This is a genomic window from Corynebacterium occultum (assembly GCF_009734425.1).
GTDB classification, from domain to species: domain Bacteria; phylum Actinomycetota; class Actinomycetes; order Mycobacteriales; family Mycobacteriaceae; genus Corynebacterium; species Corynebacterium occultum.
In genome coordinates this window covers 2302940-2324529 of sequence record NZ_CP046455.1, presented here as the reverse complement: position 1 = coordinate 2324529, position 21590 = coordinate 2302940, and the positions used below count along the sequence as shown (strand labels likewise).

At 63.2% G+C, this 21590-nt stretch carries 20 protein-coding genes; 12 read left to right on the top strand and 8 right to left on the bottom strand.

Annotated features, from left to right (window positions below):
- Nucleotides 1–8: 8 nt before the first annotated feature.
- Nucleotides 9–518, bottom strand: coding sequence for a benzoate 1,2-dioxygenase small subunit (benB, locus tag COCCU_RS10675; RefSeq protein WP_156231494.1), 510 nt, complete (start codon nucleotides 516–518; stop codon nucleotides 9–11).
- 47 nt (nucleotides 519–565) lie between these two features.
- Nucleotides 566–2050 (bottom strand): benzoate 1,2-dioxygenase large subunit, encoded by a 1485-nt coding sequence (gene benA / locus COCCU_RS10670; protein ID WP_156231493.1) that lies wholly within the window; start codon nucleotides 2048–2050, stop codon nucleotides 566–568.
- A 1003-nt stretch (nucleotides 2051–3053) separates the two neighbouring features.
- On the opposite strand from benA, the gene catA reads away from it, so the two are divergent.
- The 4 genes from catA (at nucleotide 3054) to COCCU_RS10650 (ending at nucleotide 5878) form a co-directional block, all read left to right on the top strand.
- The gene (gene catA / locus COCCU_RS10665; RefSeq protein WP_156231492.1) at nucleotides 3054–3908 is read left to right on the top strand and encodes a catechol 1,2-dioxygenase; all 855 of its coding nucleotides are present in this window, start codon (nucleotides 3054–3056) and stop codon (nucleotides 3906–3908) included.
- Nucleotides 3909–4036: 128 nt separating this feature from the next.
- Nucleotides 4037–5158, top strand: coding sequence for a muconate/chloromuconate family cycloisomerase (locus COCCU_RS10660; protein ID WP_156231491.1), 1122 nt, complete (start codon nucleotides 4037–4039; stop codon nucleotides 5156–5158).
- A gap of 19 nt (nucleotides 5159–5177) precedes the next feature.
- Nucleotides 5178–5471 (top strand): muconolactone Delta-isomerase, encoded by a 294-nt coding sequence (catC, locus tag COCCU_RS10655; RefSeq protein ID WP_156231490.1) that lies wholly within the window; start codon nucleotides 5178–5180, stop codon nucleotides 5469–5471.
- Nucleotides 5472–5593: 122 nt separating this feature from the next.
- Entirely contained in the window at nucleotides 5594–5878 is a 285-nt protein-coding gene (locus COCCU_RS10650; RefSeq protein ID WP_156231489.1) for a muconolactone Delta-isomerase family protein, read from the top strand.
- A gap of 46 nt (nucleotides 5879–5924) precedes the next feature.
- Here COCCU_RS10650 and COCCU_RS10645 read toward each other — a convergent pair whose 3' ends face one another.
- Nucleotides 5925–7262: an MFS transporter gene (locus COCCU_RS10645; protein ID WP_156231488.1), complete on the bottom strand. Its 1338-nt coding sequence runs from the start codon at nucleotides 7260–7262 to the stop codon at nucleotides 5925–5927.
- Nucleotides 7263–7843: 581 nt separating this feature from the next.
- Between COCCU_RS10645 and pcaH the strand changes: the two genes are divergently transcribed.
- From pcaH to COCCU_RS10615, 6 genes are all read left to right on the top strand, one after another.
- Nucleotides 7844–8536: a protocatechuate 3,4-dioxygenase subunit beta gene (pcaH, locus tag COCCU_RS10640; RefSeq protein WP_156231487.1), complete on the top strand. Its 693-nt coding sequence runs from the start codon at nucleotides 7844–7846 to the stop codon at nucleotides 8534–8536.
- A gap of 47 nt (nucleotides 8537–8583) precedes the next feature.
- Nucleotides 8584–9213 carry a protocatechuate 3,4-dioxygenase subunit alpha gene (pcaG, locus tag COCCU_RS10635; protein WP_156231486.1) on the top strand — a complete coding sequence of 210 codons (630 nt, stop codon included), beginning with the start codon at nucleotides 8584–8586 and terminating at the stop codon, nucleotides 9211–9213.
- Nucleotides 9214–9224: 11 nt separating this feature from the next.
- Nucleotides 9225–10367 carry a lyase family protein gene (locus COCCU_RS10630; protein WP_156231485.1) on the top strand — a complete coding sequence of 381 codons (1143 nt, stop codon included), beginning with the start codon at nucleotides 9225–9227 and terminating at the stop codon, nucleotides 10365–10367.
- A gap of 3 nt (nucleotides 10368–10370) precedes the next feature.
- Entirely contained in the window at nucleotides 10371–10766 is a 396-nt protein-coding gene (pcaC, locus tag COCCU_RS10625) for a 4-carboxymuconolactone decarboxylase (protein WP_156231484.1), read from the top strand.
- A gap of 65 nt (nucleotides 10767–10831) precedes the next feature.
- Nucleotides 10832–12019, top strand: a complete 1188-nt coding sequence (locus tag COCCU_RS10620) for a 4-hydroxybenzoate 3-monooxygenase (RefSeq protein ID WP_156231483.1) — start codon at nucleotides 10832–10834, stop codon at nucleotides 12017–12019.
- 5 nt (nucleotides 12020–12024) lie between these two features.
- The gene (locus COCCU_RS10615) at nucleotides 12025–13371 is read left to right on the top strand and encodes an MFS transporter (protein ID WP_156231482.1); all 1347 of its coding nucleotides are present in this window, start codon (nucleotides 12025–12027) and stop codon (nucleotides 13369–13371) included.
- A 103-nt stretch (nucleotides 13372–13474) separates the two neighbouring features.
- Here COCCU_RS10615 and COCCU_RS10610 read toward each other — a convergent pair whose 3' ends face one another.
- From COCCU_RS10610 to COCCU_RS10590, 5 genes are all read right to left on the bottom strand, one after another.
- Nucleotides 13475–15706, bottom strand: coding sequence for a helix-turn-helix domain-containing protein (locus tag COCCU_RS10610; protein ID WP_156231481.1), 2232 nt, complete (start codon nucleotides 15704–15706; stop codon nucleotides 13475–13477).
- A gap of 94 nt (nucleotides 15707–15800) precedes the next feature.
- Nucleotides 15801–17111, bottom strand: coding sequence for a benzoate/H(+) symporter BenE family transporter (locus COCCU_RS10605; RefSeq protein WP_156231480.1), 1311 nt, complete (start codon nucleotides 17109–17111; stop codon nucleotides 15801–15803).
- 42 nt (nucleotides 17112–17153) lie between these two features.
- Nucleotides 17154–17912 carry a 3-oxoadipate enol-lactonase gene (gene pcaD, locus COCCU_RS10600; RefSeq protein ID WP_156231479.1) on the bottom strand — a complete coding sequence of 253 codons (759 nt, stop codon included), beginning with the start codon at nucleotides 17910–17912 and terminating at the stop codon, nucleotides 17154–17156.
- A gap of 6 nt (nucleotides 17913–17918) precedes the next feature.
- On the bottom strand, nucleotides 17919–19157 hold the full coding sequence (locus COCCU_RS10595; protein ID WP_156231478.1) for an acetyl-CoA C-acetyltransferase: 1239 nt from the start codon (nucleotides 19155–19157) through the stop codon (nucleotides 17919–17921).
- 30 nt (nucleotides 19158–19187) lie between these two features.
- Complete coding sequence (locus COCCU_RS10590) at nucleotides 19188–19964, bottom strand: IclR family transcriptional regulator domain-containing protein (RefSeq protein ID WP_156231477.1); 777 nt, start codon at nucleotides 19962–19964, stop codon at nucleotides 19188–19190.
- A gap of 120 nt (nucleotides 19965–20084) precedes the next feature.
- Between COCCU_RS10590 and COCCU_RS10585 the strand changes: the two genes are divergently transcribed.
- Together COCCU_RS10585 and COCCU_RS10580 are read left to right on the top strand one after the other, a co-directional pair.
- Nucleotides 20085–20828, top strand: coding sequence for a CoA transferase subunit A (locus tag COCCU_RS10585; RefSeq protein WP_197088344.1), 744 nt, complete (start codon nucleotides 20085–20087; stop codon nucleotides 20826–20828).
- Nucleotides 20828–21478 carry a CoA transferase subunit B gene (locus COCCU_RS10580; RefSeq protein ID WP_156231475.1) on the top strand — a complete coding sequence of 217 codons (651 nt, stop codon included), beginning with the start codon at nucleotides 20828–20830 and terminating at the stop codon, nucleotides 21476–21478. Before COCCU_RS10585 ends, COCCU_RS10580 begins: the two co-directional genes overlap by 1 nt.
- Nucleotides 21479–21590 lie beyond the last annotated feature (112 nt).

Here is a 21590-nt window from a genome sequence, read left to right as displayed (position 1 = left end):
TTGGTGATTTAGAGCTGGTAGACATCGATCACGTGGTGGATGAAGTCATTCTTGAGAATGATCTTCTTCTTCGCGATCTTCGGAGTTTCCCCGGTCACATCAAGGGTCAGCTTGGTGGTGCCGAAGTAGTGGTCGGTGGTGTTGTAGCGGAAGTAGTAGGTGATCCAGTTGAAGGTCACGTCCACCTCGCCCTCACGGCGCTCGAGAACCTCGAGGTTGGTGATGTTGTGACCGGTGCGCGGCTCCGGGATGGAGGTTGCGGAGGAACGCTCGGTGCGGATACGGAAGACACGGTCTTCCAGACCACCACGGTTGGGGTAGTAGATCAGCGAGATCTCGCTCTGCGGATCCTCGGTGAGTGTGCCTGCGTCATCCCAGGCGGGCATCCAGTACTCGGCGTCTTCGCGGTAGCACTCGAGCCATTCCTCGAAACGACGCTCATCAAGCAGGCGGCTTTCGTGGTAGAGGAAGGCTTCGATCTCTTCCCGGGTGATTGCTGCGGTATCGGCAGTGGTCATGTTCTCAATCTCCTGAATTGGCAGGTGGTTGGGTGTGGGGGAGGGGATTAGCCGCGGGTACGGCGGCGACGGCGCGGTGCGCCGCCCTCGGAAGCGGCGGCAGCCTTGGCGGCAGCGCGCTCCTCAGCGAAGGCGACGGTGGCGGCAGCGGAGGCTGCATCGTCCTTGACGCCCTTGACGGAGGAGTCCTCCGCCTCGACGGCCTTGCGCATGACCTCTTCCCAGTAGCCGTGCTGGATCGGGTACAGGCCCTCATCCTCGGTCTTGGCGCCGGAGGAGAGAACACCATCCAGGCCCAGGGCCTTGGCCTTCTCGTTCTGACCCTCAACCTGCTGGTGGATACCACGGGTCATGTCGTTCCAGGGGAAGGAAGATGCCAGGTAGGTCTTCTGGCAGGAGCGGAACTCCTCCAGATCATCCGGGGTGGCCATGCCGGTGGCGTTGAAGAAGTCCTCGTACTGACGGATGCGGTTCGCACGGTTCTCGGCGGACTCGCCCTTGGGAGCGATGCACCAGATGGTGACCTCGGTCTTGTCCACGGAGACCGGCTCGAGGCGACGGATCTGGGTGGAGAACTGGTCCATCACGTAGACGTTCGGGTAGATGCAGAGGTTACGGGAAGCGGCAACCATGAACTCGCCGCGCTCTTCGCCGTGCAGCTCCTTGAGTGCGTCCAGACGGTCGTAGACCGGGCGGTCCTCCGGGTTGCCCCAAGTGGTCCACAGTGCCAGGTGGCCGTTCGGGAAGGAGAAGTAGCCACCGCCCTGCTCGCCCCAGGAGCCGGCATCCATGGCCTTGGTCTCGTTCTTGGACTCGCCGGTGCCACGACGGGAGGTGGTGGCTGCGTAGTTCCAGTGGACGGAGGAGACGTGGTAACCGTCGGCGCCGTTCTCGGCCTGCAGCTTCCAGTTGCCGTCGTAGGTGTAGGTGGAGGAGCCGCGCAGGACCTCCAGGCCCTCCGGGGACTGGTCGATCAGCATGTCAAGCATGACAGTGGCGTCGCCCAGGTGCTCTTCCAGGCTCGGGACATCCGGGTTCAGGGAACCGAAGATGAAGCCTCGGTAGTTCTCGAACTTCGGGATGCGGCGCAGGTTGTGGGAGCCGTTGGTGTTGAACTGCTCCGGGTATCCGCCGGTGGCCTCATCCTTGACCTTGAGCAGGGTGCCGTCGTTGGAGAAGGTCCAGCCGTGGAAGGGGCAGGTCAGGGTGGTGCGGTTATCGGTCTTCTTACGGCAGAGCATTGCACCGCGGTGGGAGCAGGAGTTGATCAGGCCGTTGAGCTGGCCGTCCTTGCTGCGGGTGATCATGACCGGCTGGCGGCCCATGTTGGTGGTGAAGTAGTCACCCGGGTTCGGGATCTGGGACTCGTGAGCGAGGAAGAGCCAGTTGCCCTCGAAGATGTACTTCATCTCCAGGTCAAAGAGCTCCTGGTCGGTGAAGACCTCGCGGTTAACTCGGACAATGCCGTCCTCGGGACGGTTATCCAGTGCGCGTTCGATGATCTCACGGGCGCCGGTGGTCGGGCTGGTCATGGGTGCGTGTCCAATCTGTTCGGTCGACGTTGTGCAGGTTTGGGCCGGAAATGGTTAACCAGAGCGTCGATCAATGGAATGGTGATGCCAGTCACCAGTGGTGATGGTTGCACATTACTATGCCGACCCATGCCCTGCATCACACTAGGGAAAGGCCTAGGATGCACCCGGGGGGAGGGGTTCGGGCCCTAGTGGGAAGGTCCACATTGCCATTGACACCTGCACATATGTCCTTATCAACTGTGAATCTGCGGTGTAGGTGTTTTGGGGTTAAAAATTGTCCGAACGGGGGTGAAGGGGGGTGCTTTTGGGGACTCTTCGAGCCCTGGCAAGGGGTTTTCTTCTGAAACTCGGATCGCCGAGGGCTGGAAAGTTTTTCGGAGGGGCTGGGAAATGTCTTTAAAATCGTGGGGTGGGGGCTCGGTGCTGGGGTTGGAGGTGGCCGGGATTTGGACTGCCTTTCTTCATGGGGCTTTAGGGTCGAGTGGTTGGTTCGGTGGTATTCGGCAGCAGTGGGCCTGATGGGCAACCCTTGGCTGTGGGTGGGGATGGCACTTTGGGGGCAGATCCCATCCCTCCACTTCCGGACCCTGGACTTCGGCGTGGGACCTTTGGGGTGGCGTGCAATCCCCGCGTATCCCTATTTTTGAAAAATGTCCTTGACCTGCATCTTTTTCCATTTGCCGCCCCTGAAGCGGACTGTGGGTGTGGGGTGAGGGTCTAGAAACTACCCCCGAAATTAGCCCCCCTCCCCCTGGGATGTTGCCTAGGTTTGACTCAGGGGGTGTGGGGAGGGAAATGAACTCTGGGATCTTTTTCTTGTCCTGACCTGCTGTTTTATTTAAATGTTACTTGAACTTCAGAGGTAAGGGTTCCCTTGCTGAGGCATGCCATGTATTGCACATCCTCGTGAAGCGGGACACAGTAATAGCAAGCCAGCGCGCTGGATCACCAGGCTCGTTGGAACTGCACTTCCCAGTCCATTGCACGAGGAGAAATAAAGATGACTCAGACTGAAGTCAACCCCACTGCCCACGACTCCGGTAACCGGGCGACTGACAAGTTCAAGAACGAGAGCGTCAAGTCTGACACCTCCAAGGAGCGCGCAAACGCGATCTACAAGGATCTGCTTGCCGCCATCGCTGAGGTTGCTCAAAAACATGAGGTCACCTACGACGAGTACCGCGTTCTGAAGAACTGGATGATCCAGATCGGCGAGTACGGCGAGTGGCCGCTGTGGCTGGACGTCTTCGTCGAGCACGAGATTGAGAAGATCAACTACAACCGCAAGGGCTACACCGGCACCAAGGGCTCCATCGAGGGCCCCTACTACCTGGAGAACGCTCCGGAGCTGCCGGCGGAGTGCGAGATGCCGATGCGCGAGCAGGACAAGGCTGCACAGCCGCTGTTCTTCAAGGGCCAGGTCACTGACGTTGACGGCAACGGTCTGGGCGGTGCCACCGTTGAGCTGTGGCATGCTGATGAGGATGGCTACTACTCCCAGTTCGCCCCGGGCATCCCGGAGTGGAACCTGCGCGGCACCATCGTCACCGATGAGGAGGGTCGCTACAACATCAAGACCCTGCAGCCCGCTCCCTACCAGATCCCGGCTGACGGCCCGACCGGTTGGTTCATCGAGTCCTACGGTGGCCACCCCTGGCGTCCGGCCCACATGCACCTGAAGGTGAAGTCCCCGGGCTACCGCGAGATCACCACCCAGCTCTACTTCCAGGGCGGCGACTGGACCGACAACGATGTCGCTACCGCCGTGAAGCCGGAGCTGATCCTGGATCCGCAGACTGACGGCGAAGGCAACAACATCGTCAACTACAGCTTCGCGCTGGACAAGGAGGACTAGTCTCCCCCTGAAAAGGAAGACTGAGTCTCCTGACTTCCCCTGCTTCCCTATCATTAGGGGAGTGGGGGTTTTCCCATTGCCGGGCCCGCCTCCTGCGGGCCCGTACTTAACGGAACAAGGAAAATAATATGGCTGAACTGACCATTGAAAAGGTCGAGACCCGGATCCTCGACGTACCGCTGATCCGCCCGCACGGCTTTGCGACGACCACCGCTACCGCGCAGCCCATCCTGCTCGTCACCGTCACCCTGGAAAATGGTGTCGTCGGTTTCGGCGAGGGTGTTGTCCCCGGCGGCCCCTGGTGGGGTGGCGAGTCCGTGGAGACCATGCAGGCCATCATCGAGGGCTACCTCGCCCCGGTGATGATCGGTCGTCCCGTCAACCAGCTTTCCGGCATTCTCAATGACTTCGAGAAGGTCGTGGCCAATGACCGTTTCGCCAAGGCCGCCGTCGATGTCGCGATGCACGATGCCTGGGCCCGTGCCCTGAATGTCCCGCTCTCTGATCTGCTGGGCGGCGCTTTCCGGGATGAGCTGGACGTGACCTGGGCCCTGGGTGTCCTTCCCCTGGATCAGGCCATCGCCGAGGTGGAGGAGCGTATCGCCTCCCACGGCCACAAGAGCTTCAAGCTGAAGATGGGCTCCGGCGACCCGGCAGTGGACACCCAGCGCATCGCTGAACTGGTTGAGGCCCTGCGTGACAAGGTCGGTTTCCGCATTGACGTCAACGCCCGCTGGGACCGTCTGACCGCACTGCGTTACCTGCCGCGTCTGGCTGAAGCCGGTGTGGAGCTCTTCGAGCAGCCGACCCCGGCGCATGATCTGGACACCCTGCGTGAGATCACCACCCGCATCGGTGTGCCGGTCATGGCTGATGAGTCCGTCTGCTCCCCGGCTGATGCTCTGGCGGTTGTCAAGAAGCAGGCCGCGGATGTCATCGCCCTGAAGACCACCAAGGTCGGTGGCCTGCGTGAGGCCACCAAGGTTGCCGCCATCGCCGAGGCCGGTGGCCTGGCCTGCCATGGTGCCACCAGCCTGGAGGGCCCCTTCGGTACCGCAGCTTCCCTGCACTTCGCCGCTGCGACCCCGGCCGTCTCCTTCGGCACCGAGCTCTTCGGTCCGATGCTGCTCAAGGAAACCTATGTGACCGAGGACCTGGTCTACGCTGATGGCGTGGTCAAGGTGCCGGAGGGCCCGGGTACCGGCCTGGAGCCGGACTGGGACAAAATCAACCACTTCACCCGTAAGTAATTAGTAGAGGAGCCTTAAGATGCTGTTTTTGGCACGTATGGACGTGAACTTCCCGGTCGACATGGATGCTGAGACCATGGCCGACTACCAGGCCCAGGAGAAGGCCTACTCCGCGAATCTGCAGGAGAAGGGCATCATGAAGGCCATCTGGCGCGTGGTGGGGGAGTATGCCAACTACTCCATCTACGATGTGGATGATCATGATGAGCTGCAGGCCGTCATGGCGGGCTTCCCGATGTTCAAGTACATGAACGTCAAGCTGACCCCGCTGGCCAAGCACCCCAACGCACTCGAGTACTACCTGCGCGGTTAAAGTCACCAGCGCTGTCCAGGGGCCCTTCGGGGCCCCTTTTTCTTTCCTCCCCTCCTACCCCCTGTGGCGTGGGAAACTTAAGAGGATCCATGCCCCTTTTCTCGAATCCAGGAGCCTGAACAATGGTCATCTTCCACGTCCGGTTGAATGAGCGGATCCCTTATGACATGGACCCGGAACTGCGGGCGGATCATGTCCAGCGCCACGGTGAGGCGCTGCGGGAGCTGGCCGCGGCTGGGGTGCTCAAGCACTGCTGGCGGGAGGCTGGAACCCGCAGTGATATCGCGGTGTTCCAAGCGGCTGATCCGGCGGAACTGCATGAGATCCTGGGTTCCCTGCCGCTGTTTCGCTTCTTGACGACCGAGGTCACCGTGCTGATGCCCCACCCCGACCTGGGGCAGGGGTGAGAAAAGCCCGCGAGGATGATCCTCGCGGGCCGTCGATAAGCGTGGTTCAGGAACTGGCGCTGACCTTCTCGGGGGCCTGGACGATCTTCTCATCCTCGGAGTAGGTGCGGGCCCCGATGAGGACGAAGGCGGTGATGAACACGACCACTGCCGCCAGGAAGTAGAGCGAGGTCGGGGACCAACCGGCGTCGAAGAGGTAGCCGACGATGACCGGGCCGGCGACGGCACCGATGCGGCCGGCGGCCAGGGCCACGCCCACGCCGGTGGCGCGCAGGGTGGGGGCGTAGGCCTGCGGGGTGATGGTGTACAGGCCGGTGATGCAGCCGTTGAGCAGCATGCCCACACCCACACCGGCGGCGAATGCCAGGCTCGGGAGGGAGGTCGAGGTGATGAACACGACCAGAATCACCGAGGAGAGCACCGAGAAGGTGATCAGGGTGGGCAGGGCGCGCAGGCGGGTGGTCAGCAATCCGAAGATCAGCGAGCCGATGGTGCCACCGAAGGAGAGCATGATGCCGCCGAGGATGCCCTGCTGGGCGCTCATGCCGGTTTCGGTCAGCAGCTTCGGGGTCCAGGAGTTGGCGAAGTTGAAACCGAAGTTGATCAGGCAGAAGGCGACCCACAGCTTGAGGGTGGTGGCCAGGTAGCGCTTGTTGAACAGGTCGGCGATGCGGTTCTCACCCACGGCGGAGAAGGGCTCCCCCAGGGTGACATCCCGGCCGTGGCCCATGCGGGCGGAGATGACCTGAACCTTCTCCTCATCACCCTCGGCGCGACGGGTGCGCAGGAATTCGGTGGACTCAGGCAGGAAGAAGAAGGTCAGGACCAGGGCGACCAGGGTCAGGCCAGCACCGGCGAAAAAGACTGATTCCCAGCCGTAGTCCGGAATGAAGTTCGCGGCGATCACACCACAGAGGGAAGCGCCCAGGCCGTAACCGGCGGAGTAGATGCTCATCGCCAGGCCACGGAAACGGTTGTTGCTGTTCTCGCTGACGATGACGGTCACGGTGCCGAGCACGCCACCGACACCGATGCCGGTGATGAAGCGCCAGAACATGAGCTCGCCGTAGCTGTCGGCGGTGGCGGTGAGCACCAGGCCCACCATGTCGATCATGATGGAGATGATCAGGATCTTGCGACGGCCCCAGCGGTCGGCCCGGGGTGCCAGCAGCAGGGAGCCGAAGCCCACGCCGATCAGGGCGGCAGAGAGCAGCCAGCCGAGTTGGGTGCCGGAGAAGCCGAACTCATCGGTTACCGCCGAGGAGGTGAAGGCCATGGCCACCAGGTCGAAGCCGTCGAGGGCGTTGAGGAAGACCGTGATGCCGATGATGAACCACTGGTAGCGGGTCATAGGGGAGGTGTTGATGCGCTGTCGGATGTCCACGAAGTCGCCTTTCCATGAGGGTGGACGAAATAAGGGTGTGGATATGGCAGCTGCACTCGATCCCTCGGATCCGGGGCTCCGGGGAGAGATAAAGAACAGGAGGCATATTCAAAAGCCCGGCTGGTGTACCGAGCTGTCTATGTAACTTAGCGGATACAACTGCAAGGGGGAAAGGGAAGGCGCTTTTATATTCACCCCTTCAAAGGTGTTATCAGAGCTGTCTCCTTGGGCTCTGGAGAGGTCTGTTCCTGTCGGCGGTGGAGGGAACAGGGTTCAGGATCGCTGCCCTCCAGCCCTCGCCAGCTCTAGCCCGCCCTTTCCGTCCCTGCGGTCCCCCCGCCTGGAACCCTGATATACACCCCTAACCACACCCTGGGTCGCTCTGCTCGGACACGTTCCCGCAGGTCAGTGGCGTGGATCTCAGTTTTTCATCGTTCACCTGGCGAACTGTTTTCCATTTCCCTTGGAAGATCTTAGATTTGGGGCATCGTCTTCTCTCATCACCGCAGGTCGAGCCCTTCTTCCCCTGAAGAGGCGCAGAGCTGCGGAATCACCAATGATCCTGATCGGAAAGGAACGACATGTCGCTTCCCCTCTTCAGCCCCACCACAGACGCCCACGCCCCGTTGATCTTCCCGCGCTATAAAACCACCCTCAAACGTAACCCAAGCAATAAACTGATAATGGTGCCCGAGCGGATGGGGGAGCTCACGGGCCCGGTATTCGGGGAGCGCGACCTCGGTGGCATCGATAATGACATGACCCTGGCCAACGGTGGCGAGGCCGTCGGTCAGCGGATCTTCGTCCACGGCCGGATCCTCGGCTTTGACGGCAAACCCGTCCCCGAGACGTTGGTCGAGGCCTGGCAGGCGAACTCCGCCGGCCGCTACCGCCACAAGAATGATTCCTGGCCCGCCCCGCTGGACCCCCACTTCAATGGCGTCGCCCGCACCATGACGGACAAGAACGGCCACTACAGCTTCTACACCGTCCTGCCCGGCATGTACCCCTGGGGCAACCACCGCAATGCCTGGCGCCCGGCGCACATCCACTTCTCCCTCTTCGGCCGTCAGTTCACCGAGCGACTGGTCACCCAGATGTACTTCCCCGGCGATCCGATGTTCTTCCAGGATCCGATCTACAACTCCGTGCCCGCCGGTGCCCGGGAGCGCATGATAGCCACCTTCGACTATGACGAGACCCGCGAGAACTTCGCCGTGGGTTATAGGTTCGACATCGTCCTCCGTGGCCGCAACGCCACCTTCTTCGAATAACCCCCTGCCGCCCACCCCACCGAAAACAGGAAGCCAAGGAAAATTCCATGAGCACCATTGACAGCGATCCGAACAACGAGATGCGTTGGGAAGTGTCCCCGATCCGTGACCAGGATGAGGCGACACCCGGCATCACCCCCTCGCAGACCGTCGGCCCCTATGTCCACATCGGCCTGACCCTGGAAGGTTCCGAGCAGCTGGTCGAACCCGGCACCGAGGGCGCCATCGAGGTCAGTTTCACCGTCACCGACGGCGGTGACACCCCGATCTCGGATGCCATGATCGAACTCTGGCAGGCTAACGCCGAAGGCATCTTCAACTCCCCACTGGATCCCCGCACCGCGGAGAAGGCCACCGCCGAGGGCTTCCGCGGACTGGGTCGTGGCATGGTCGACGAGACCGGCTCCGTCACCTTCACCACCATCCGTCCCGGCGCGCATGATGAGGAGGAATCCCCGCACCTGAAGGTCGGTGTCTTCGCCCGCGGCATGTTGGAGCGTCTCTACACCCGCCTTTATTTCCCGGATCAGGACAACTCCGCGGACCCGGTGCTCAATGCGGTGCCGGAGGAACGTCGGGGGTTGCTCATCGCTGAGCCCACTGAGCGGGGTTTTCACCTGGATATTCAGGTTCAGCATGAGGATCCTAACCGCGAGACCCCTTTCTTCGGTATTTAAGAGGTCCGGGAATGTTTCTCAGCAGATCTGACTACAGTGACCTTTCCGGTGGGGATACCAGGGCGCACCGGGAGCTTTCCGATGAGGCTTTCCTGGGCCAGCTCCTTATTTTTGAGAAGCACTTGGCGACGGCCGCGGCCACCGTCGGTGTCATTGACGGGGCACAGCTGACGGCCGCGCATGATGCGATCGAGGATTTTGATCTGGATGTCGCCGTGATCTCCCGGGCTTCGGCCAGTGGGGCCAATCCGGCGATTCCGATTGCGAAGGCACTCAAGGCTGAGGCTGCTGACCCGGCCGGTATCCACCCCGGTGCGACCAGTCAGGATGCCATCGACACCGCCCTGGTGCTCTGTCTGAAGGCCGCCGGGGTGCCATTGCAGGAATTGCTGGGGGCAGTCCAGAACCTCCTGGTCCAGCTCTGTCGGCAGCACCGTGATACCCCGATGATCGGCCGTACCCTCGGGCAGCAGGCCACCCCCACCACTTTTGGGGCGGTGGCCGCGGGGTGGTTGGAGGGTGTGGCGGGTCCGGCTGCGGAGCTGCGTCAGGCGCTGGCGGATCTGCCGGTGCAATATGGCGGGGCCACCGGAACCCTGGCCGCGACTTATCCACATGGTCTGGCGATCCATGATGAGTTGGCGGGGTTGCTGGATCTGGCGGCCACCCCGATTGTCTGGCACACCAACCGCTATCCGCTGATCCGGGTGGCCACCGCCCTGGCTGCGGTTGCTGGGGGAGTGCGGAAGATTGCCGGTGACATTGTCTGGCTTTCCGCCTCGGAGATCTCTGAGCTCCGGGAAGCTGCCCCGGGCGGATCCTCTGCCATGCCACACAAGGCCAACCCGGCTGCTGCGGTGGCCTGCGACGGTTATGCCCGACGCGCTCCGGCCCTGGCCGCCACCATGCTCGACGCCATGGATTCCCGCCACCAGCGCGGGGTGGGTAGCTGGCATGCGGAATGGCCCACCATCCGGGAGTTGGCTGCGACCACCGCTTCGGCAGTTACCCGATTACACGCCAGCCTGGATGGCATCACAGTGAACACTTCAGCCATGGCCCGGAACCTGGGTCAGGCGGCAACCTCATCCCAGTCCGCTGGTCATGCCGGGGAACTGGTGGACGCGGTACTGGATACATGGAAGGAAAATTGAGCGATGAGTGATGATTACCAGGTGGGCCGTGAGGCTGCCTTTGAGACGGGGATGAAAAACCGCCGGTCGGTGCTGGGGGATGCGCATGTGGATGCGGCCCTCGCGAAGCAGACCCCGACCACGGAGATCTTCCAGGACTTCATCACCCGCACCGCCTGGGGTGATGTCTGGAACCGTGAGGCTCTCGACCATACCCAGCGCCGCCTGCTGACCATCGCCATCCTGACCGCGGTGGGCAATGACGGTGAGCTGGACATGCACATCCGGGCGGCCCTGCGTGCCGGGGTGGACCGCGACACCATCGCGGAGGTGTTGTTGCACACCGCGGTTTATGCCGGGGTTCCGAACTCCAATCATGGTTTCAAACTGCTCGATGCCGCCGTGGCGGAGCAGCTCTAGATCCTTTTGACGTACCCCCTGATAAATCCCGTCTTCAGAAATATTGTCTTCATAGGAGAATCACCGTGAATCATGTGCCTGTCGCCATCATCGGGGCCGGACCTGCTGGTCTGACCCTGTCCCACCTGTTACACCAGCATGGTGTGGAATCCATCGTCTTTGAGTCCCGGACCCGCCAGCAGGTGGAGGAGACCGTCCGCGCCGGGATCCTGGAGCAGGGGACCCTGAACCTCATGCGGGATACCGGGGTGGGGGAACGGATGGAACGCGAGGCTGATATCGATGAGGGTATCGACATCAGCATCAACGGTCAGCCCACCCGCATCCCGCTGACCGAGCTGACCGGTCATCACGTCGCGATCTGGCCGCAGCATGAATATCTCAAGGACTTCATCGCCAAGCGTCTCGAGGACGGGGGCACCATCCTCTTCTCCACCACCGTGGCGGAGGTTGACGGTCACCTGGGGGAGAAGCCGACCCTCACCTACACCACTGAGGGGGGCGTTCCGGAGACCATCAGCACGGACTATGTCATCGCTGCGGATGGTTCTTCCTCGCCCTACCGCAAGATCATCACCGAGGGCACCGGCATCCGTGCCCGCCATGAGTACCCCTACGCCTGGTTCGGCATCCTGGTCGAGGCCCCGAAGACCCAGAAGGAGCTGATCTACGCCACCCACCCGGAGGGTTTCGCCCTGATCTCCACCCGCAGCGAGACAATTCAGCGCTATTACCTGCAGTGCGACCCTGATGACACGGTGGACATGTGGTCTGATGAGCGAATCTGGGAGCAGCTGCACCTGCGTGCGGACTCCGATGAGATCAAGGTGACCGAGGGCAGGATCTTTGATAAGGCGGTGCTGCGTTTCCGTTCTGCGGTGACTGAGCCCATGCAGCAGGGACGTCTCTTCCTGGCTGGCGATGCCGCGCACACCGTCCCGCCGACCGGCGCCAAGGGGTTGAACCTGGCGGTCGCCGATGTCTCGGTGCTGGCACCGGGCCTGGTCCGGGCACTCAAGCGTAAGGACACCGGGCTGCTCGATGCCTACAGTTCGCTGGCGGTGCCGCGCATCTGGAAGGCCCAGCACTTCTCCTACTGGATGTCCTCCATGCTTCATGCGGTCCCTGGTGAGGATCATTTCGCCACGCAGCGTCGTTTCGCGGAACTGCGCTCGGTGCTGGAGTCCGAGGCCGGCCAGCGTTACCTGGCTGAGCAGTACGTGGGTAAAGATCTACCGAAATTTGAGGTCTAGTGATCATGAACCAGGCAACGACCGCTGCTCAGGTAGCTCCCCCGAAGAAGAGTGTGTTCACCGTCGTCTCCCTCCTGTGGGTGGCGATCGTCCTGGATGGCTTCGACCTTGTGGTGTTGGGTGCCACCATCCCGGCCATGCTCGAAGACCCTTCATGGACCTTGACCGCCGCGCAGGCAACCCAGATCAGTACCGTCGGACTGATCGGCATGACCATCGGGGCACTGGCCATCGGTTTCCTCACCGACCGGGTCGGACGCCGCTGGGTGATGATCCTCTCGGTGTTCTTCTTCTCCCTGTTCACCCTCTTCCTGGGATTCACCGACAGCATCGCACTATTCACCCTCTGGCGTTTCCTGGCGGGCGTCGGTCTGGGCGGTGCCTTGCCCACAGCCATTGCCATGGTGACGGAGTTCCGTTCGGGCTCCAAGGCTGGTTCGGCCTCCACCACCCTGATGACCGGCTATCACGTCGGAGCGGTGGCCACTGCCTTCCTGGCGATGTTCCTCATCGGTGCCCTCGGCTGGCATTCGATGTTTCTCGCAGGTTCGATTCCCGGCCTGATCCTGGCACCCCTGCTCTACTTCCTGCTTCCGGAATCCCCGCAGTTCCTCCGGGCCCGGGGACGGGTGGCTGAGGCGGAGAAGGTTGCCCGGGATTATGGCCTGGTCATCGAGGATGACCTTGACCGGGAACACGAGGCGGAGATCAGTGAGTCCGGTTCACTGCGGGCACTGTTCAAGCCCACCTTCCGGATCAACACCCTCGCCATCTGGGGCACCTCCTTCATGGGACTGCTCCTGGTCTACGGACTGAACACCTGGCTGCCGCAGATCATGCGCCAGGCGGACTATGACATGGGTAATGCGCTGGGTTTCCTCATGGTGCTCAATATCGGGGCCGTGATCGGGCTGATGCTGGCGGGCAAGGTCGCCGACAGGCACTCCCCGCGCCGGACCGCCCTGCTGTGGTTCCTGCTCTCCGCGGTTTTCCTGGCCCTGTTGGCGGTACGTCTGCCGCTGCTCGGTCTCTACGCCATTGTCCTGTTGACCGGTGTCTTCGTGTTCAGTTCCCAGGTGCTGGTCTACGCCTTCACCGGTGAGAACCACCCCTCACAGATCCGGGCGACCGCCATGGGCTTCTCCGCCGGTATCGGCCGACTCGGTGCAATCTCCGGCCCCCTGCTCGGTGGTCTGCTGGTCACCGCCGGACTGGCTTATCCCTGGGGCTTCTTCGCCTTCGCCGGTGTGGGCCTGCTGGGTGCGATCATCTTCTCCGCCTCACGAACACTTCGGGGTAGCTCCCGGTCGCCGGAGTCTGCCGCCAGCAGGGAACCGAACCCGGCGAGCTGAGAATCCGGTTCCCCTCGGAAGGACTCCTGAAAATGGCCTGGTGCCCGCATCTCCGGGGATGCGGGCACCAGGCCATCTCCCTTGCGGGCCCCCTGGGGGTGGTTCACCGTCGCAGTAACGCCTGCGGCAGTTCCGCCCGGGAGGCCAACCCCAGCTTCTTGTACACCCTGGTCAGATGGTACTCCACTGTCTTGGTCGACAAGGACAGCTCCTGGGCAGCCCCACGATTGGTGGCACCCTCGGCCACCAGGACCGCAATCTGTTCCTCCTGCGGGGTCAACCCCAACCGGTTGGGGCGACGGCCACCCATGCCCCCGGCGCGACGTTCCACCTCACAGCGGTGCACCATCGTGGTGGCACCCATCATGATGAACACCTCCTCGGCACGGACGAAGAACTCCTCCGCCCGGGAACGCCGACCGATCCGGCGCAGGACAGAACCGAACTCGAAGAGGATGCGGGCTTCATAGGCGGGCAGGTTCATCCCGGCGATTGAATCCACCGCCTCCTCCAGGCTGGACACCCCGGCGCGGGTCATGCCCCGCTGGATCTGGATGCTGGCCCGGGGCACCAGGTTCTTCGCGTGCAGAGAGACGATGCCGCTGTCGCGGTAGCGTTCCTCGGCGCCCGTGATGACCGCATCTGCGGCATCCACCTGACCGGCAGCGACCAGGGAGTTGGCGTAGATGTCCTCCCAGGGCCAGAATCCGGGCTGCTGGGTGTCCTGCTGTCTGACGATCTCCCTGAGGTGTTTACCGGCGCGGAGGGCATCCCCGAGTTCGGTGGAGGTGGAGGTGATGATCATCCGGCCCATCGCTGCGGGCAGCCGTTGAATGAGGAAGGAATCCGCGGAGGTCTGCATCCGGGAGAGATAGTGGCGGGAGAGTTCCCGGTGTCCGCTCATGGCGGCGATCTGGGCGCCGGTCCACAACAGCAGCGGTTCGAGCAGGGGTGTCTCACAGGCTTCGCTGAGGGCGAGGCCGCGTTCGACCACGGCGGCTGCCTTGGACCATTCGCCGAGCACATAGTGGGTTCGGGCCAGGAAACCAGCCTGCCACAGGCCCACCAGATCGGAGTCACCGGGGACGCGCCGGGAGAGCAGTTCCCGGGCTCGGACGGCATCGTCGAAGACGAGGGCGACCCAGCCGGCGATCAGGTCGGCCCGCTGTTGCTGGCGGGGGTCCTCATAGTGCAGTTGCCGGGGTCGGGCACCGTGGTCCACCGCGGCCAGGAAGCCTTCGAAGATTTCCCGGTCTGCGGAGCGTGCGGTCCAGGCCCGGATGCCACGGATGTCCCAGTTGGCCAGCTGATGGAAGATCTGCCGGTTCGCCAGCGTGGGGGAGAAGGGTGCGTGTGCGAACTCTCTGCCTGCAAGTTGGCGGTGGCCGGCATAGGTGGCCAGGTAGCCACGCAGTTCGGGGACCGCCTCGGCGCTGTTCTCCAGTTCCAGGCGGGCGGTGCCCAGGTCGGCGGCCTCAGTAAAGGATTCCGCTCTTTCCCGGGCACTGCCCGATGAGGTCCTCACCGGCAGGTCCAGCCGATCCCGCAGGGCCGCCTCCAGACCTGGTGGGGTATCTGCCCGGGTGATGCTGCGGTGCTGGGGGCGTCGAAAGCGGAGCTGGCCGTGGACATGCTCAAGTATCCCGGCGGCGACGAAATCATCGGCACGGCTCAGCTCTGCGGCATCCAGGAAACCGGTATCCAGCCCCTGTGGTGGCAGGGCGATCAGACGGAGGACATCATCACGCAGGTCCTGGTCGCGCCAGTGAGCCGGGATCGGGATCGGGGGAGCAGGCTGGGACCAGTGGGTCAGTTCCGCGGCATCCAGCAGCTCCCGGATCAGCTGGGGCAGACCCCCACTGGCCTCATGAATACGACGTGCGGTGTCAACGTCACAGACCCCGACGATCTGGCGGGCCAGTTCCGCGGTCTCCGGGACCGAGAGCGGTGGCAGGGAGACCACATCGGTGGCGAAATCCAGGCGGATCGGGGCGCTGCCCAGCAGGATGAGCCGGGGCCCACCGGACTGGTGCACCCGTGCCAGAATGCGGTTGAGATCCGCGGCTCCGGCCCGGTGGACATCATCGATGAGCAGGATGGAATCTGTCTCTATCTCACCGGGCAGCATCGCCAGTGAAGAGGTGTCGGGGAGTGCACGGGCCAAGGTCAGGGTATAGGCGGGAAGCTCAGCGGCGAGTTCCCGGAGAAATCGCCCTTTGTTGACCCCCGGAGGGCCGGTGACCAGTAGGAAGCAGCCGTTCTCCGACTCCTTGAGTTCCGCGATGATACGGCGCAGGAGGAGTCGCCGACGAGGTAGGAGACCGGTGGTGAACATGATGAAGAGGGTACCCGGGAAACCAGGACCGGCCCTGCTTCCGTGGTGGGGAAGCAGGGCCGGTGTCAGGGAAACCGCACTAAGGTGCCCTGTGTTAACGGGCGGGTTTTTCCGTCAGCTGTCCCGCGGTTTCCACGGACTCCGAACGAGGGGCCGGAGCCGCCTTCGGAGTCCGGTCCAGCAGGAAGGCGATGATGCCACCGAAGACCAGACCCCAGAAGGGGGCGGTGATATTCCAGATGGTCAGCTCGGAGACGGTGACCAGGAAACACACCAGGGCGCCGGTGGAGAACGGACCCTTGAATCCGGCCAGGAAGGCGTTCTTCAGGGGGGTCAGCATCGCGATGCCGGCGAGGGCGGCGATGAAGGAGGCCGGCATCGCCAACATGAAACCGACGAAGGCGGGGGAAATCAACCCCACCAGCACGGCACCGAAACCGGTGACCATCGCGGCGGTGTAGTGCCGTTCCTTGTTCGGTCCTGCCACGATCAGGGCATTGGTCGGCCCGGTCAGACAGGTGGAGGTGGTACCCAGCAGCCCCATCGGGATCGAGGCGAGACCGGAGGCCGCGGCAGAGAGATTGACCCCCTGCTTGTGTCCGGCGGCGCTGAGCACCGCGGTGCCCTGCCCGTTCTGGACGATGACCACCGTGATCGCCAGGGGAATCACCAGCTCCGCAATAGCGGCGAAGGAGAACTCCGGGGTGTTGATGATCGGCTGGGCGAAGACCCCATTGTCCAGGATCCCCGGGGACAGACGACCCGCAACGATCGCCACCACCGTGCCGACGAGCGCGGCCACCGCCACCGGAGGTGCCACCTTCGCCACCATCGGCATGATGCTCAAGGCGACGAAGACAAGGATCATCGGGATCGAGATCAACGGGTCAGCGGTGGTGGAACTGATCAGATCCAGGCCGAAACGAAGGAAGATACCGGCCACCATCGCCATGACGATGGTCGGTGGCAGAACCGCCATGATCTTCCCGATCAGCCCGGTCCACCCCAGCAGGAATATCAGGACGGCGGTGACCATGTAGGCCCCGATCACCTCCCCGAAGGAGAGGTGGGTCAGGGCATCGCCGACAATCACCGTGCCCGGAATCGTCCAGAAGTAGGCCTGGGGGGAGCGGTAGAGATAGGTCAGCAGCAAGGTCAGCAGACCATTGCCCAGGAAAGCGCCGAAGATCCAGGAAGAGGTCTCCTGGCTGTTGAGATTTCCGGCGGCCGCGGCCTGCAGTATCACCGCGATCGGACCCGACGCGGAGAAGATCAGGGCAACGAATCCGTTACCGATCTCCTGCGGCCCCATGTCCCGGGCGATCTCTCTCAAAGTCGGGCGTGGAAGCACGGGGGCTTCGACCGCCAACAGCGGTCCAGTTCCTGAGGAACGTTCCTTTTCCATGTTGAGACCTCCCGGTCACAGTTTTTCTGGGGTATCAGTCCCTCAGCGGGCGAAGTGCTTGAGCAGCGCTTCGTTGACCGCTTCGGGCTGTTCGACGGTGGGCACGTGCGCACCCGGGGAGACAACCACGAGGTGGCCGTCCTTGACACCATCAGCGATGCCCTGGAGCACCTCCGGCGGGGTGGAGGGGTCGTCGGCACCCGCGATGGTGAGCACCGGGACGGTGATCTCACCCAGGCGCTGGGTGAAGTCCCAGCCGGCCAGGGCATCACAGCAGGAGGCATAACCCTCATTGTCGGTGCCGGCGATCATCTGGCGGTAGTGCCAGGAGGTGGCCGGCTTGTCCTTGAGGAACCCGGGAGAAAACCAGCGGCCCACGATGGCATCCGCCAGGGAGGCCACCCCGGCGGTGCGGGAAGCCGCGGCACGCTCATGCCAACCTGCCGGCTCCCCGAACTTCGGGGAGGTGCACAGGAAAGCGGCGTGGGTGACCCGGGAGCTGGTGGCGGCCAGGTACTGGGCAACCGACCCACCCAGGGACAGACCGGCGACCTTGAAGTCCTCGATACCCAGGGAATCCAGGGTCTTGAGCACATCATCAGCCAGGTCCGAGATGGAAGCCGGACCCGGGATGACCGGGGAACCACCATGGCCACGGTGATCCAGGGCGATCACCCGGTGCTCATGGGAGAGAGCGTCAAGCTGCGGCAGCCACATGTCGGTGTTGGAACCGATGGAACCGAGCAACACAACGGTGGACTTGTCGTTGGTGCCGTAGGAAACGTGATGCAGGATGGTCATTGTGGATTAATCCTCCTTCTCGATGATGGCGGCCATGCCCTGGCCACCACCGATGCACATGGTAGCCAGACCGCGGGTCGCACCGGTGCGCTGCAGCTGGTGGGCAAGGGTGACCAGCATGCGGGCACCGGTCGCACCGACCGGGTGGCCCAGGGAGATGCCGGAGCCCAGGGGGTTCAGGCGGGGGTCATCCTGCGGGATGTCCCACTCGCGCAGCACCGACAGCGCCTGGGAGGCGAAAGCCTCATTCAGCTCGATGACATCCATGTCCGCCAGGGTCAGCCCCAACCGGTTCAGCAGCTTGGCGGTCGCCGGGACCGGGCCGATGCCCATGGTCTCCGGGGCGACACCGGCCACAGCCCAGCCAGCCAGCTTGGCGACGGGCTTGAGACCCAGCTCGGCGGCCTTGGCACGGGTGGTCACGATCATCGCGGCGGCACCGTCGTTCTGGCCGGAGGCGTTACCCGCGGTGACGGTGGCCTCCTCGTCCTGACGACCCATGATCGGGCGCAGCCCGGAGAGCTTTTCCAGGGTGGTACCCGGACGGGGATGCTCATCCTGGTCGATGCTCACAGCCGGATCCTTGCGACGCGCGCCGGGCACGGTGACCGGGACGATCTCCTCAGCGAAGGAACCGTTCTCCTGGGCGGCGATGGCGCGGGCGTGGGACTCCACCGCCATCACATCCTGCTCCTCGCGGCCGAGCTGGTACTCGCGGCGCAGGTTCTCGGCGGTTTCGATCATGCCGCCGGGGATCGGGTGGTTCTTGCCGCCGGCGGTCTCACGGGCCTCAGCCAGACGGTCCCGGAAGGTGGTGTTGCCACCCTTCAGGCCCCAGCGGACATCAGCGTCGACGGTGTACTCGGTGCGGGACATGGACTCCGCACCACCGGCGATGATCAGGTCGGCGGCACCCGCGGCGATGTGGGCCGCAGCGGTGCCGATGGCCTGCAGGCCGGAACCGCAACGGCGGTCCAGCTGCATACCCGGGACAGTTTCACCCAGGCCGGCGTCCAGGGCGACCACACGACCCAGGGCCGGGGCGGCACCGTTCGGGGAAGCCTGGCCGAGGATCAGATCATCGACCTCCTTGGGGTCGATGCCGGTGCGCTCGATGATGGCACGCACCACGGTGGCTGCCAGTTCCTGCACCGGAACCGCGGTCAGGGCTCCGCCGTAGCGTCCCACGGGGGTACGGAGGGGGGAAACCAGGACGATGTCGTTGTCATTCTTTTCAGTGCTCATTGCAGTAATGCCTTCCTTTTACTAGCTGGGCTAGAAGAGTTCGGTGGCTGCCAGGTCAGTGGAGATCTGGCGGGCCGTTTCAGTGAGTACGGGCAAAAAACGTTGGTGCAGCTCATCGAGGTTGTGCACCGCAGACTGAGTGGAGATGTTGATCGCAGCGACAACGCGGCCATCAGGGGAGTGGATCGGGGCGGCCAGGGAACGCAGTCCCGGTTCCAGCTCCTGATCCACTATGCACCAGCCCTGGGTGCGGACCTTGGCCAGTTCCGCCCGCAACTCCGGCTCAGTGTCCAGGGCTGCGGGAGTCAGGGAGACGAGCTGGGCGCGTGCGAAGTACGCACTGAGCTCATCTTCCGGCAGATCGGCCAGCATGACACGGCCCATCGAGGTGGAATAGGCCGGGAAGCGGGTGCCGATGGTGATCGAGACGGTCATGATCCGGCGCACCGGAACCCGGTTGACGTAGACCACCTCATCACCATCCAACACCGACATGGAGGAAGACTCGTCCAGGGTGCGGGAGAGCTCCTCCAGACGGGGCTGGGCGATGGAGGGTAATCCAAGACCGGACATGTAGCTGTAGCCCAGTTCCAGCACTTTCGGGGTTAACCAGAATTCATTCCCGTCGGTGTCGGCATAACCGACACCGACGAGGGTGTGCAGGAAACGGCGGGCGGTGGCCCTGGCGAGTCCGGTGGCTTCCGCCACCTGCGCCAGGGTCTGCCGGGGGCGGTCGGCATCGAATGTCCTGATTACCGATAAGCCTCTGACCAGTGATTGGACCCTGGGGGGCTCAGGCGTCGTCAAGAGACGCTCCTTTCAGGTCTGGGTTGCGGGGTGTTTTCAAGAGCAGGCCCAACGTTAACAAATTATGTTCGCTTTGCGAACCCTTGTGCATCCCGTGAACGTCAGTGTACAGTGAGTGTCATGATTGACAAGACGTTTTCCTCAATTGATGCGGCGGTGGCCGACATCCACGATGGCGCGTCAATCGCCGTCGGTGGTTTCGGCCTCGTCGGCATTCCCACGCTGCTCATCAACGCCCTTCGCGCCCAAGGTGCCAGTGACCTGACGATCATCTCCAACAACTGCGGTACCGACGGCCAGGGCCTCGGACTGCTGCTGGAAGATGGTCGCATCACCAGGACCATCGGCTCCTACATCGGTTCCAACAAGGAGTACGCCCGCCGTTACCTGGAGGGCGAGCTGACTGTTGAGTTCACCCCGCAGGGTACCCTCGCGGAGCGCATGCGCGCTGGCGGTGCCGGTATCCCGGCCTTCTTCACCACCGCCGGTGTGGGCACCCAGGTCGCTGAGGGCGGACTGCCGCAGCGCTACAACACGGACGGCTCGGTGGCCATCTACTCCGAGCCCAAGGAGACCCGTGAGTTCAACGGTCAGCTCTACGTCCTCGAGGAAGGCATCCGTGCCGACTTCGCCCTGGTTCACGCTCACAAGGCTGACCGCTTCGGCAACCTGGTCTTCTACAAGACCGCCCGCAACTTCAACCCTGACGCCGCCATGAGCGGCAAGGTCACCATCGTCCAGGCAGAGCACATCGTTGATGAGCTGGACCCGGATGAGGTTCACCTGCCCGGCATCTACGTCCACCGTGTGGTGCACGTCGGCCCGCAGGAAACCGGTATCGAGAATAGGACGGTGTCTAACTAATGACTTGGGACCACAACCAGATGGCTGCGCGGGTCGCGCAGGAACTGGAAGACGGACAGTACGTCAACCTCGGCATCGGCATGCCGACCCTGATCCCGGGTTACCTGCCCGAGGGCCTGGAGGTCATCCTCCACTCCGAGAACGGCGTTCTCGGAGTCGGACCCTACCCGACCGAGGAAGAGCTCGATCCGGAGCTGATCAACGCCGGCAAGGAGACCATCACGGTCAGTCCCGGCGCCTCCTACTTCAGCTCCTCGGACTCCTTCGCCATGATTCGCTCCAAGTCCGTGGACGTCGCCGTCCTCGGCGTCATGGAGGTCTCCCAGTACGGTGACCTGGCGAACTGGATGATCCCCGGCAAGCTGGTCAAGGGCATGGGCGGTGCCATGGACCTGGTTCACGGTGCCTCCAAGATCATCGCGATGACTGATCACGTCACCAAGAAGGGGGCACCGAAGATCCTCGAGACCTGTCGTCTCCCCCTGACCGGTGCCAAGTGTGTGGACATGATCGTGACCACCCACGCCGTCTTCGACGTCGACCCGCATGAGGGCCTGACCCTGGTGGAGTGCGCCGATGGCGTCACCGTCGCAGAACTGCGCGAGATCACCGAAGCGGACTTCAAGCTCGGTGAGGGTGTGCAGGAGTAGTACCACCTGTATCTGTTAGTAGGGGAGGACACCTTCAAGGAGGTGTCCTCCCTCACTGCTTTGCGACGCCCCCCCCCCGTACTCGGGGCGCCCTCAGTCCTCGCCCCGGATT